Raw genomic sequence first — 13,123 nt, 5'->3', positions numbered from 1 at the left:
TGCAGCGCGGGATGACTCCAGTTGCAATCAGAGTTCTTTTCGTCGTCCTCCTCCTTCCAGCCCTTCGAGCGTGGAATGCGGTTAGGCGGCACTTCAGAGAGCATCACGACTAGAGTCGGGCCATCGTGCGCTTGAGTTCTCGTCGATGTCTTCACTGCGCCGCGGGCCCCCCGAGCGATTCAGCGAGACCGTCAGCCGGATCGCAAGTGCGGTCGCTACGGCCAATGGCTCCAACCATAGTCATGACCCGCGTTAAAACGATAATGTGAAAATCTCAGATCGGGAAACAGCCGGCGCCAGCATTCCCAACCCAAAATGCCGCAATCGGCGCTCAATTTGTCTGGCGCTTTTGAGCTGAAGCCTGATCGATCAGGAAATCGTCCAAGTCTCGGCCGCTTCGAAGCTGCGGCCGCAGCCATCGCGGCTGCCTGCCACGACCCGACCATGTCTCCGCTGGGTTCTTCGGATTGCGATATTTGGGACGGACGGGCGGATATGGACGACGGCGCTTGTAATTGAGCCGTGTGACCTCGCTGGCCAGTCTAATGCTGCGCAGCCTTTCCTCCAAACGTGCTTTTTGCACCAACATTTTCTGAGTGAGTTTGGCGGCGACCTCTTGGTGAAGGGTCCAGAGCTCGTCAACGGAGAGCGAATTAAAATGCGCGGTGTTCATGGCTCCAATCCGAATCTTGGGCAGAAGGCCCGGGCACACAAGTCGGGAACCAGGGAGCAGGCAAGCCGCCAGTTAAATATTGATCGCACAATCCACATTTAAATCCGCTAGGTGGCAGGGAGAAAGGCGCGACGATGGCAATACCGCGATGGAGTATTTAATTCGTAGCGGGGGTGTCCACCTATCGCGACATCCACGAACTCATCCCTCGGCAAGTTTTGCTTTGGTGTTCGGGAACGGGCGCAACTATCGCAATCGACCGGGCGGCTACGCCGCGGATCGAGGCCCGGCGCAACTCAGATGACCGATGAATCCATCGGCCTATCCTTGTTGCAGGCATCCCTGGAGTGCTGGACCGGCATATAAATTAGGTGGCCAAGAATACCATTAATTCATCGCGTTGCCCGATTTAAGCCGCATGGGGGCCGTTGTCGCCGCTAAGGCTCAAGCGGGGGCGCACCCGGGAGTTTCCGATGTCCGGACATTTGCGATTGTACTTCGCCAGTTTGCTCCTTGTCGGAGGTTTTTCGGCGACGCCTGCGTCTTCCAATCCTCTAACCGACTTCTTCAATACTGCTACGTCCCAACCCACGGTAACCACCCCTCCGCCGCAAGCCGAATGCGCGCCGCGTCCCGGTACCTCGACCAGTGGCGGACAGCATTGGGTCTACCGAACGGACGGTCGTCGCAGATGCTGGTTCCTGGCCGAGGGCATCGCGACGGTGAAGAAACCCATTCGGGCTCCCGCGGCCAAAGACCGTAGCGCCAGTTTCGACGAGAACCGGACCACGCAGACCACGCGGAGCGTGATCGTTGATGCGCGCGCGGAGTTGCTGCGCTCTGCACCGCCCGAGCAATCCCAGACGCCTGTAACGGAAATGCAGGTAGCAGATGCCACTTCCGATCTCGGCACGGGTGCTACCCTGATGTCGGCGGCTCCCGTCGGAGATATTCCCCGCAACCAGCTCAAGCACGAACACTCCGTGCCGGATCAAGTCAACGTTGGGCAGTTTCTCGCCGCCGCGCCTGCCGACCCACCTCAAGATATGCCGCTGGGCCCGCGCACTGCAGAGGGGCACGACGAAGCGCGCAGCTGGACGGGCTGGCTCGGTGGGCTGCTGATGACGCTTGGTGGCCTCTCGCTCTTAAGCTCGAGCCACACGCTTCGGCACGCAGTGAGACTACGCCACTGAGGTGGCGACATACGAGGTACTGCCGCCGCGCGACCGACGGATTGAACGAGCACGTATCGCCGAACTGCCACACGTACAATGGTTCCGTTGCATCGCACTTAGTTTGGCGCTGCCTTAACCGGACATTCGGGTACGATGATCGTCACCTTTTTGGATCGGACGGCATCATGCGGTATAAGGTTTTCGTGGTGGACGGCAGCCGGCAAGTGATCTGCACTGCAAAGCTCGACTGTATTGACGAGCAGGCGGCGAGACGCCGAGCCGAGCAAATGCATGACGAGCACGACGTTGAGCTTTGGGAAGGCGATCGGCTCGTTGCGGTGTTCCGAAGTGCAACGTCGAGTGAAAGTCGGAGCTAACGCCCGACCCTGAATGGGCGGCCGGTCTCGCCGCCGAGTTCGTTCAAGTGTTGTGAGGCACCCCGTCCTGGCTGGTTGGCGACGCGTCGTAGCGACGTCATCGCCGAGGCTCGCTAGGCGCAGATGAAAGCCGCCCAGTCCTCTTTCAAGGTAGAGGTGGACGCGAGGAACGCGGGCAATCCGCGCATCGACCGCGCGAGTGAGCCGGGTTATCCTCGGATCCGGCGGGTCTCTAAACGGCTCTAGCTATGCCGCTCGCTTTGGTACGCCGCCTTCTGCCGATTGGTTTTGTTTCTAGATGTCGGAGCTTACTTCGAAGTTTCTCCACCTCTCTGAGCTCCTCCAGAAGCGCCTGGTGCCGTTCGCTCAGAACAGCACTAGAAGAAATTTGACGCGTACTCGACATCACATGCCTCAGAAAAGGACTTAACTAGGAAGTCGACGAAAACGGAAGACAAAGAACGCCCGACTGAAGCTCAATGAGCTAAGGCCGCGGCGGCCAGATGCTCCCAGTACTCTGCCTCTGCAAGCAATTTCCAGCTTCGCGCAGGTTGGAGTACAGCAGTCTGACGGCAAAGCAAGGCCATTGCGCGAAAGCGGCGGGCAGCTTCCATTCCAACCTCCCATGTTTTCTTTTCCCCAACATATTTTTTAATTTTGTGATGGAGTCATCATGATTATATACGATAACAAAATAATCGGTTGTTTTGCTTTTCTCCGCACCCAGGGCAGATGCGCCGGCTACCGAGCCCGTAACAATGATGACGGGTCCTGGCTGCGCGCTACGCTCTAGAGCGTACCACCATCCCGCGATGGTCCGCCTCGCAAGGTGGGGTCCAGGAGCCTCTATGATTGCGGCACACCGGTGCAACTGACGGGAATCATGCGGCTGCAAGGCAGCGATCAGTGCGATCGGAATCTTCGAACGGATCACCTCACCCGTCGTGACAGATGTGCTGCGTCGCGCCTTCGCACGTCGCGAAATTTGCTCCATGTGCGCGGGCCAGGGGCGCAGCATCCGGTCGATTATATCGCCCTCACATGATTACCTATTAATCTTATTATAGCGCTGCTCATCCGTAATAATCCGGTGATTGCTTACCGACTCCAGCCAGCGCTCTGCCCAGGATCCGATTGTTGGTTCGGCTATCGTATTTGATTTACGGCGCTTTTGTCGATTCTGAGATTGTTGTGACGGCTCGCTTCGCAGTGCGTCGATTTAAAATCGGAATGATATATTAAATGTTGACGCTAATAAGTATTTAATGAATAGTTTGTCGCTGGCGGGGCCGGAGATAAATCCGCAGCCGCTGAAGTTGCCAAGGTGTCTGAAAAATCCATCTTGAAAGAAGGGATTCCTCTATGTTGCATCATTTCATCGAGACCAAGGAAGCGTTGAAGCGTCTGCGGACGGACCAGGACGGCGTGGTGTCATTCGAGTACATCATCGTCGCGGTTTGCATCATCGGCGCAGTGTCAGCTGTGTTCGGCGTTGGGGCCGGCGGTGCGATCGGAACCGCGCTGACAGGCGGGATCACCGCGATCACCACCGCTTTTACTGCGGCAGTCTGATACGGCCGTCCGGCCAGAGGGGGGCATCGGAATGTGTCCCCCTCCGAATGTTATTTCTCTCCATTCTTATTGTTGCTGTGCCTTCCCACCCCCCTGAGGCATGCATGAGCTGGGTTTCTTCCATCGTCTCGATACTGGAAATCTCGTTGTTGCTGTATGTCGCAACGCTCGACGTCGCGACCCGCACGATCCGAAATGACGTCTGTCTCTTGCTGGCGCTGCTCGGGATCGCCCGTCAGCTTGCCAGCCCAATGCAACTTGCCGAATCCCTCATCGCCGCGACGCTCCTGTTCCTGCTGCTGCTCGCGCTCTACCAGCGTGGCGGGATTGGCGGAGGCGACGTCAAGTTACTGGTAGCTTTGGCCATTGGCCTGCCGCCGACGGGCTTGATTGAGTTGCTGGCGGTAACCGCGCTGGCCGGGGGCGTTCTTGCCCTGGTGCATCTGGTGATGCGCGTCCTGCCATATCCGAAATTGGCGCCGGTCGGTTCGTCGCTCGCACGGCGCGTCTACGCGATCGAGCGCTGGCGCCACGTGCGACACGCGCCCCTGCCTTACGGGGTGGCCATAGCGTGCGGTGGCATCTGGACCATCTCGAGCAGAGGATTTTGACATGTCATCCACGTTGCGCCTCTCGATCATCCTGGTGCTCTTGCTCGCAACCACCGCATTCGGGCTGATCGCCTACAACATGAACCTGCCGAAACAGGTTCCGGTAACGGTTACGGCGCAAGGGCCGGCGCCTCCTTCGACTGTCGGGTATTTTGTCGCGGCACGTCCGCTGTCGAAAGGTACATTGGCCCGCGAAGAAGATTTCGCCGTGCGCTCGGTGTCGCCTGAACGCCTTCCCGCAGGGGCGATCCTGGAAACACCGGACTCGAAGGCCGGACTTCCCGGCTCTCTGGTCCGCAAGTTCGTCGACGCTGGCAGTCCCATCACCTTGCAGGACGTATTGCGACCTCGGGATCGTGGCTTCCTGGCCAGCGTCCTGGCACCGGATAGCCGTGCGATCAGCATCAAGGTGGACGAGGAGTCTGGCGTGTCGGGGCTGATCAGGCCGGGTGATCATGTTGATGTCTTGTTGACCCAGGTGTTCGAGAAGGCAGATCCCGCGCGCCGGGCCCTGAGCGAGACCGTTCTAGGAAACGTTCGAGTCATCGCGATTGACCAGGAAATCATGCAGGGTGGCCGAACCGTAAGCTCGGTAGCCGGCTCGGTGGCCGGCAAGCAAGCGCAGACTGTATCGTTGGAGCTTGCCCCGGACCAGGTCAAGAAGATCACGGTCGCAAGGCAGCTCGGAACGCTTTCCCTGGCGGTGCGGGCCGCAGTCGAGCAGTGGGATACGGCGGACACTGGCGCCATGTCCAGCTGCGATGTGTCGCCGGAAATCGCCCGCCAAAATGCGATTGCTGGCCGGACTGCAGCGGTCGTTGTTCATTCCGGTGGTCAGATAAAGCAATACTCGGTCAGGAAACAGGAATCTGCCGATGGCGACGTTCCGATCAACTGCGACGGGTCGGAAGTGTCCCGCCGCGGGGCGACGATGGTGGTTCAGGCAGGCAAGTTGCTGGAGAAACGTTGATGAGCGTTAACATAGCGGCCATCAGTACGCCCGAAGAAGCGACGTCTGTTGTCGCCCGCAATCGCATCGTCTGCTTCGTCAATGACGAACTGAGTGCCGCGGCTCTGCGCAAGGGCCTTGAAGGCAGCAACATTTCGATCAAGCGGGGCACGATCCGCAATGCCATACGGATGCTCGAAACGGACACCGAACTATTCGCCCTGGTGACGGACATCAGTGGTATCGATGATCCATTTGCCGAACTGGAGCGGCTGGCCGGCGTCTGTCCGCCCGATGTCCGGGTGGCTCTGATCGGTGAAAGCAGGGAGATCACCTTCTATCGCGCGCTTATGGAGCTCGGCTTGACCGAGTACCTGCCGAGACCGATCACGCGGGACATGGTGCTGGACCAGCTGCGCCCAAAGCTGCTGGGCGATCGTGCGCCGGCGGCAACCGACCGAGGCGGGCATGTGATCTCGATCTGCGGCGCGCAGGGCGGTGCCGGCGCAACGAGCATCGCCATCAATCTCGCGCTGCAACTGGCGGAGACCACCAAGGCCAAGGTCGCGCTGCTCGATCTTCATCTTCAAGGCGGCGAAACAGCCGTGATGCTGGGTGTTCAGCCCGGACCAGGCCTGCGCATCGCCCTGGAGAATCCGATGCGGGCGGACACGTTGTTCCTCGAGCGCGCCGCAATCGCAGTCAACGAGCGGGTTAGCCTGATTTCCGCCGATGAGGAGCTGGACGCTCAGCTCGACATCACCGAAGCCGGCGTGAGGCACGTCCTTGGCCTGCTCCGCCAACGATTCAACTACATCGTTGTCGATGTCCCGGTCCCGTTTCCGTCATCCATCCATCCGGTGATCTCTCTTTCCCGGCACGTGCTGGTGCTGCTGGAGGCGGAGGTGACCGGACTTCGCAATGCCCACGCACTACGGACCGCCGTCACCAACATTGCCGGCAGGGATCGGGTCTTCACCTTGCTGAACCGTGCCAATCGCCCGGGCGGCCTTCCCAGGGCCGCGGTCGTCAAGGCGTTGGGGACAGAGCCTGACATGGTCGTACCCGATCTCGGGAAGGGCATGACCCAGGCGGTCAATCTCGGAATTCCCGCTCTGAAGCACGTATCTGCACTGCGACGCCATCTCGCGCCGATCGTACGGGAGATCACGGGGCTTGGCGCCGAGCAGAAGGGACGGCTGAGGAGGCTGCTGGGGCTATGAGAAAGTTTGGTAGGCGCGACGAGGAAACGCCGGTTCGCTTGCCTGCATCGACGCCGAGCTTGGCTGCAACGACGCCAAGCGTGCCTGCATCAACCTCAAGGCGCGACGAGGCTTCGATTGACCGGCCGGTGATGCCAGCTTCACTGCGCGAACGCGTCATCGAGCAGATTGAGCCATCGGTGGCCGCAACTGTTTCGCGTGACGTCCTTCGGCGCCAGATCGAGGAAATCATCCATGGCATCGCCAATGAGGAACGGCTCGAACTGTCGGGTCGCGAGCAGCTTCAACTGGCGGACGAGATTGCCGACGACATGACCGGCTATGGGCCGCTGCGTCCGCTTCTGCTCGATCAATCGATCAACGACATCATGATCAACGGGCCGAGCAACGTTTATGTCGAACGAGCCGGCAAGCTGGAGCGGATCGCGGTGCGCTTCCGCGACAATGATCACATCGCATCGGTGGCCCAGAAAATTGCCGCGCAAGTTGGACGGCGCATCGACGAATCCAGTCCGATGGTGGATTGCCGCTTGTCCGACGGCAGCCGCGTCAACATCATCTTCCCGCCGCTGGCGATCCACAGCCCCTGCATCTCGATTAGAAAGTTTCCGAGCCGCCGCCTGGATATCGCCGCACTGATCGAAAACGGCTCGATGACCGCAGCCGTCGGACAATTGCTGGAGATTGCCGCCCGGTGTCGGCTCAATGTCCTGGTCTCCGGCGGCACCGGGTCCGGCAAGACGACGCTGCTCAACGCCATGAGCCAGTTCATCGATCACAGCGAACGCGTCGTCACCATCGAGGATGCGGCGGAGTTGCAGCTCCAGCAGCCGCACGTGATCAGCCTGGAGACCCGGCCTCCCAGCCTTGAAGGCACGGGGCAGGTGACACAGCGCGATCTGTTGTGGAATGCGCTGCGCATGCGTCCTGACCGGATCGTCGTGGGCGAGGTGCGCGGCGCCGAAGCGTTTGACATGCTGCAGGCGATGAACACCGGCCATGATGGTTCGATCTCCACGGTCCATGCCAATAGTGCTCGCGACGCCCTGACCCGCATCGAGAACATGGTGCAGATGGGGCAGGTGAATCTGCCGTCGCGAGCCATTCGAACTCAGATCGTCGCTGCACTGGATCTCATCGTGCAAGTCGAACGCATGCGCGATGGGCAACGTCGCATTATCCAGATCAGCGAGGTGATGGGGCTGGAATCGGATGTGATCACCACCAATGACATCGCAACATTCGAATACCAGGAGGAGGACGACAATGGGCGGATCTCGGGCACTTACCGGGCCACCCTTGCAGTCCCGAAATTCAAGAGCCGTCTCGTCTATTTCGGGCTCGATCGCGCCTGGGCCGAGGCAGTGAGGCAGATATGATACCTGAGGCCGTGATCGTCGCTGTTCTGGTGCTCGCGATGTGCGCAGCCGTCGGCTCGTTATGGCTCGACGGCCGGGAGCGACGCATGGACCGCCGGCTGGCGGTCGCTCTACCGGCCTCCCATCCGGCCAGCCTGCCATCCATTCGCCGGGCGGAGACCGGCTCCCGATATCTGCTTCTCCACCGTTTGGCCAATTACAGGCCCGAGATGGTTCACGCCTGGCATCCGGCGTATGTGCTGCTTGCTGCCGCTATCGCAGTAGCAGCGATCTTCTACGCTAATCGCCTGCTGGGATTTTCCGTTTTCTACGTGTCTGTCGCGGCTGCGATTGCCGCCGTGGTAGTCGTGCGAGGTCTGTTTGGCTGGCAGCAACGTCGGTTCGCCAGTCAACTTTTCCGGCAGCTGCCTGACGCCATTCAGCTGGTGACGAGTACGGTTCGATCGGGTCTGCCTGTGCACGAAGCATTTCGCACCATCGCGCGCGAAATGCCGCAACCGACGTCTGGACAATTTGCAATCGTATGCAGCGAAATGAATCTGGGAAGACCTCCGGAGGAAGCCGTCGAAGGCGTCTATCGGCGAACGCAAGTGGCAGAGTATGCGATGTTTGCGGTGACACTTGCGGTTCAATTGAAGTCCGGCGGCAGCTTGGCCGAGACCTTGCAGACGCTGGGCGACACGGTGAGTCAGCGTGTTGCGCTCGCTGCTCGCGCCAAGGCGCTGGCGGGAGAAGTGATCTTTTCCTCGCGAGCACTCACGATCTCGCCCCTGATTGCCGGAGCATTGCTATACGCGGCCAATCCGCAGAACATCGATCTGCTGTTCACTGACCCGACCGGAAACAAGCTTCTGGCTTACGCGGTAGTCTCGGTGCTCATCGGGCATCTGGTGATAAGTTGGATGGTCAGGCGGGAAACAGAACTATGACTTTTGGTCTCGGGCTGGTGGCCCTCGCAGTCGTAGCTGGAACGGCGGCCTTCATGTTGATCATCCGCGAACTACACGTCCGTGCATTGGACACGCGGGTCTCAAACGCCGTGATGGGTATCCCTTACCGTTCAGCCCCCTTCAAAGACCTGACCGGTTGGTTCTCGTGGCTGGGCATGCGCTATCGACGCTTCTACGCCGAGGAGAATCTGGAGGAGCTACGAACGGTCCTCCACTCATCTGGTTTCAATCATCATAGAACCTTGCCGATCTGGATCGGCATCAAGATCGTCAGCATGTTCGCGCTGCCGGTCATTGCGCTGCTTCTGGCGCAACTTTCGGGAAGGAGACCTGCCGACGTGCTGGTCTTCACGCTGATGGGTGTGGTGATCGGAATCTTGGGTCCGCGATTGGCTCTGTCGGTGATGAAGCGGCGCTTTGATGCTGCCATTCGGCTGGGCACGCCGGATATGATCGATTTGCTGATCGTGTGCAGCGAGGCGGGAATGGGCCTGGAAAGCGGGCTGGGGCGTGTCGCCGAAGAAATGAAGTCGACCAATCCTGCCATGGCCTGGGTGCTGCACCGACTCCTTGATGATCTCCGGATACTGCCAAGTCGCGTCGAAGCATTCGAGAACTTGGCGGTCACTTCGGATGGTCTTCGCCGGTTCGGCACGATGATCAGCCAGAGCTTGCAGTACGGAACGCCGTTGGGCCAGGCGCTGCGCAGTATCGCGCTCGACCTGCGGCGGGAACGCATCACCAAGCTGGAAGAAAGGGCGCACAAGTTGGGCGCCAAGCTGACCATTCCGATGGTGCTGTTCCTGCTCCCAGCCATGTTCGTCATCATGGGGGGAAGTCCGGTTCTTCACCTCGTGCGTTCGTTCGCCAGCTTCGGAAAGTAGCCATGAGCACAATTGCCCTCTCCAAGAGCGGATCTTACGACCGGATCATGCGGCTGCTTGGCAGCTTGTGGTTCTTGTTGCTGGCTCTTTGCGTCGCCGTCAGGATTGGGGCGTCGCTGCACGATCCGTGGCCCTCGCTCTTGTCGAGCTTTTGCCTCGGCATCTTCTACATGCTCCTGGCGCTGTTGATCATGACGCGCTCACCGGCAAAGGCGCATGCCGATGGCCTGCTTCCAAGAATAGCTGCCTTCGTCGGCAGCTATCTGCCGTGGTCGATCAGCTTCCTCGGCAAAACCGACGACACGCTGCCCAACCTGGCATCGACGGCTTGCGTGCTGGTCGGCACGATCATGATGCTCGTCACCATCCGACATCTGGGTCGGTCGTTCAGCCTGGTGCCGCAGGCGCGCTCGGTGGTCCAGACCGGACCCTATCGATGGATCAAGCACCCGCTCTATGTCGCCGAAGAAATCGTGGTGCTGGGCGTCGTGCTGCAATACCTGACACCGGTCACGGTGATGGTCCTGGTTCTGCATATAGGCATTCAGGTCTGCCGAATCCTTTACGAAGAAGACCTGCTCCGGCGCAATTGCCCCGAGTATTCGAGTTACGAAGCATCACGTTGGCGAGTGATTCCTTACGTTTGGTGAGCGGCTATGCGTGGCCGGATTGTGGTGGACATGGTTCAGATCGCTGCGGCTCGGGTGACGCGATCGCACGTGGCAAGTCCCCGTGGAGGCAGGCGCGCGTATCGTAAAGGGTCCTTCGTCGCCGATCAGCGCGGCGCCGTCGCGTTTGAGACAGTCATCGTTTACATTTTCATGGTGTCGTTCCTGCTGATGCCGCTTGCCGACGTCGCTGCCGCGGGCTTCCGGTTTATCTCTGCGTGGTCGGCCTTGCGCTCATTCGGACAATACATTCAATACAAGAGTCCGCCCGACCCGGCGAACCCGGGGACCTGGGTGTCGACGCTGCAGACAACGGTCGCCGGGCATACCATCGGCAACATCCAGGTCATGTGCGGAAGCACAGCCTGCAACTCCGGCAACCTTGGTTTGACTCCCAAGTACTTTACGTTTTCGACGACCGTCACTTTGGCCCCGATTGTGTTGACGTCGGTGCTGTGCCCCAGCAGTTGCACGTACACGCTGCCTTACTCCGAACGTTTCCAGTAGGTGTTCTCATGCGCAGTCTGCTCCGTTCCAGACGAGGCTCGGCCGCATTCGCAACAGTCATCGTGCTGATTCCGCTCATCGGCGTGGTCGCACTCGGGGCCGAGGCGGGATCGTGGTACGTCACCAGGCAGCACGCGCAGAATGCCGCCGATGCAGCGGCCTACTCGGGCGCCCTGCGACTTGCATGCGACAATGCTGGTGTGCTCTGCGATACATCAGTGGATTATCAAGCAAAGGAATTCGCGGCACAGAACGGGTTCTGCAACACCGGCGATACGGCCTATCCGGGCACCAACTGTGCGCCAAGCCTTCCAACAGGAATCTCGCGGGCGGTGCAGATCGACATCGGCAGCTATAGTGCGGGTGCGTTCACAACGCCGCCCGCAGGAGGCGGCGGTAACGCCGTTCGCGCCCTCGTCACTCAGCAACAGCCGGCCTACTTGTCGGCAGTGCTGGGTTTGACGACCGTCAACATCCCCGCCCAAGCCATCGCTCTGGTCGAACTGCCGAGCAAGGTGTGCGCCTTGGCGCTCGGACCTGATCCGAACGGCGGCGGAGGGGCGCTTAAGATTGCCGGTAACGTCAGCAACAACGGCACGGGTTGCCCGATAATGTCGGATGCCAGTGTTCAGTTTGCCAGCACTGCCTCTTTCACCGGTTCGGGATGGGCCGTCTTGGGTGTAACCGGCTGTAGTCCAGCCAGCACCTGCGCCAATCCCGGCGTCACGTACAACTATTTCATGCCGTATGCCAACAATCCACTTAGCAAATTGGACAGCCAATCGTTCAATAGCTTGACCTCGAGCGGGAAGCCAAACGATTTGGCATGCAGTGGTACGTTGACGCCTAATACCCCGCCGAGCAGCACTAACCTGTACCGCAACCTAACGTGCACGACCGGGAACGCGGTAGATTTTAGTCCGGGCACGTACTTTTTCTACAATGGCACGATAAGATTCAATGGCGGAACCATCACTTGCAGTGCCTGCACACCCTGGCCACCGGCTGGCACAGGTTTAGGCGTCACTCTTGTATTACTCGGGGATTCCAGCATTTCCATCTCTGGCGGCGCTGTAGTTAATCTGTCCGCGCCTTACACCAACACTTTCTCTTCTGATCTGAACGGCGTTCTGATTGATGATCAAGCACCGAGCAAGAGCAGTAATCAGGTCACCATCAACGGTGGTTCGGTTAAGCTGGGTGGTGCGATGTATTTCCCGCACGTCGACGTGACCTGGAACGGAGCGACGCAAAGTACCAATACGACCTGTTCACAAGTGATCGCCAAAACTCTCACCATGGGCGGTGGCGGCTTCCTGAGCACGGATGGATGTAATCCGGTCACCGTCCCTTACACCCAAGTTGTCCGCTTGGTGCAGTGATGAGAAAGCTCGATCAGCGGGGCATCGCATCGTTCGAGTTCATCCTCGCCTTTGTGTCCCTTTTTATGTTGATCTTCGCCATCTTCGATCTCGGACGCTATGCGATCACGATGCAGTCCTTGCGGACGCTCGCGAGCGCCGGGGCCCGAGCGGTCATGATCAACTGCTACACGCCTGCCTTGCTTCAAAGCCCGCCTCAGTCGCCGTCAAGCTGCGCGGGCGATCCCATGTCCACAACCGCAAAGCAGACTGCCGCGCCGTTCCTGTATCGCGGCGGTCTCACGCCGACGCTGAGCGTGGCATCCAGCGGCACCAATTTGACAGTGACCGCTTCTCAAGCCGGCTTCACCATGCTGATGCCGATATGGGGTACGACGCTCAATGCACCGAGCGCGTCAACGCAAATTCCCTTCTAGGCAAAATATGGCAACGTGCCTTACCCATCTTGGCCGACATCGCCTCGGGTCGGCGCTCGAGCTGGACAAACCCCTCGGAATCGAACTGCGCCAAAGCAATCTGAGCCTGGCCAAGTGCCGTTTGGAGACGACGAGCCGACGCCGTTCGATCGTGAGCCACGACGGAATCGCGCAAACGTGGTCGTGCTGCAGCAGTTCTGAACGGAGCTGCAGAGAGAAATGATGCGCGCCCGCAACATTGGAAAGTTTTCTTTGCCACTTGAGGCTGTGCGGTAAGCGTCTCTTCTTGCACGCAGGCAGCATCAAGGACGATGATCTTGGAAACGCGAAGTAACGAATTGTAGTCGGACATCTTGT

At 59.5% G+C, this 13,123-nt stretch carries 14 protein-coding genes; 12 read left to right on the top strand and 2 right to left on the bottom strand.

Annotated features, from left to right (window positions below; all coding sequences use genetic code 11):
* Positions 1-331: 331 nt before the first annotated feature.
* Positions 332-673 carry an H-NS family nucleoid-associated regulatory protein gene (locus tag I6F36_RS24190; protein ID WP_074448231.1) on the bottom strand — a complete coding sequence of 114 codons (342 nt, stop codon included), beginning with the start codon at positions 671-673 and terminating at the stop codon, positions 332-334.
* Positions 674-1,395: 722 nt separating this feature from the next.
* Here I6F36_RS24190 and I6F36_RS24185 point away from each other — a divergent pair.
* The 12 genes from I6F36_RS24185 (at position 1,396) to I6F36_RS24130 (ending at position 12,766) form a co-directional block, all read left to right on the top strand.
* Complete coding sequence (locus I6F36_RS24185) at positions 1,396-1,866, top strand: hypothetical protein (protein ID WP_225114734.1); 471 nt, start codon at positions 1,396-1,398, stop codon at positions 1,864-1,866.
* A gap of 1,721 nt (positions 1,867-3,587) precedes the next feature.
* Complete coding sequence (locus I6F36_RS24180; protein WP_036008144.1) at positions 3,588-3,797, top strand: hypothetical protein; 210 nt, start codon at positions 3,588-3,590, stop codon at positions 3,795-3,797.
* A 104-nt stretch (positions 3,798-3,901) separates the two neighbouring features.
* Entirely contained in the window at positions 3,902-4,408 is a 507-nt protein-coding gene (locus I6F36_RS24175) for a prepilin peptidase (protein WP_050996277.1), read from the top strand.
* 1 nt (position 4,409) lies between these two features.
* On the top strand, positions 4,410-5,378 hold the full coding sequence (gene cpaB, locus I6F36_RS24170; RefSeq protein WP_192893116.1) for a Flp pilus assembly protein CpaB: 969 nt from the start codon (positions 4,410-4,412) through the stop codon (positions 5,376-5,378).
* Positions 5,378-6,580, top strand: coding sequence for an AAA family ATPase (locus I6F36_RS24165; protein ID WP_225172385.1), 1,203 nt, complete (start codon positions 5,378-5,380; stop codon positions 6,578-6,580). The genes cpaB and I6F36_RS24165 overlap by 1 nt, the downstream gene beginning before the upstream one ends.
* Positions 6,577-7,959, top strand: a complete 1,383-nt coding sequence (locus tag I6F36_RS24160; RefSeq protein WP_036008135.1) for a CpaF family protein — start codon at positions 6,577-6,579, stop codon at positions 7,957-7,959. Before I6F36_RS24165 ends, I6F36_RS24160 begins: the two co-directional genes overlap by 4 nt.
* Complete coding sequence (locus I6F36_RS24155) at positions 7,956-8,888, top strand: type II secretion system F family protein (RefSeq protein WP_036041903.1); 933 nt, start codon at positions 7,956-7,958, stop codon at positions 8,886-8,888. The genes I6F36_RS24160 and I6F36_RS24155 overlap by 4 nt, the downstream gene beginning before the upstream one ends.
* Complete coding sequence (locus I6F36_RS24150) at positions 8,885-9,793, top strand: type II secretion system F family protein (protein WP_036031699.1); 909 nt, start codon at positions 8,885-8,887, stop codon at positions 9,791-9,793. The genes I6F36_RS24155 and I6F36_RS24150 overlap by 4 nt, the downstream gene beginning before the upstream one ends.
* A 47-nt stretch (positions 9,794-9,840) precedes the next feature.
* Positions 9,841-10,443, top strand: a complete 603-nt coding sequence (locus I6F36_RS24145; RefSeq protein ID WP_225143698.1) for an isoprenylcysteine carboxylmethyltransferase family protein — start codon at positions 9,841-9,843, stop codon at positions 10,441-10,443.
* A gap of 30 nt (positions 10,444-10,473) precedes the next feature.
* The gene (locus I6F36_RS24140) at positions 10,474-10,968 is read left to right on the top strand and encodes a hypothetical protein (protein ID WP_225114733.1); all 495 of its coding nucleotides are present in this window, start codon (positions 10,474-10,476) and stop codon (positions 10,966-10,968) included.
* 8 nt (positions 10,969-10,976) lie between these two features.
* Positions 10,977-12,350, top strand: coding sequence for a pilus assembly protein TadG-related protein (locus I6F36_RS24135; protein WP_225172310.1), 1,374 nt, complete (start codon positions 10,977-10,979; stop codon positions 12,348-12,350).
* Complete coding sequence (locus I6F36_RS24130) at positions 12,350-12,766, top strand: TadE family protein (RefSeq protein ID WP_225150331.1); 417 nt, start codon at positions 12,350-12,352, stop codon at positions 12,764-12,766. The genes I6F36_RS24135 and I6F36_RS24130 overlap by 1 nt, the downstream gene beginning before the upstream one ends.
* Here the strand turns inward: I6F36_RS24130 and I6F36_RS24125 are convergent.
* Positions 12,729-13,118, bottom strand: a complete 390-nt coding sequence (locus tag I6F36_RS24125; protein WP_146207697.1) for a hypothetical protein — start codon at positions 13,116-13,118, stop codon at positions 12,729-12,731. The two genes, I6F36_RS24130 and I6F36_RS24125, sit on opposite strands and share 38 nt — an antisense overlap.
* Positions 13,119-13,123 lie beyond the last annotated feature (5 nt).

Origin of the sequence: Bradyrhizobium sp. BRP19, assembly GCF_020194195.1 — a bacterium.
In the GTDB taxonomy this organism is placed as follows: Bacteria; Pseudomonadota; Alphaproteobacteria; order Rhizobiales; family Xanthobacteraceae; genus Bradyrhizobium; species Bradyrhizobium yuanmingense.
The sequence above is the reverse complement of the archived record's forward strand: the minus strand, read 5'-3'. Positions and strand labels throughout refer to the sequence as shown.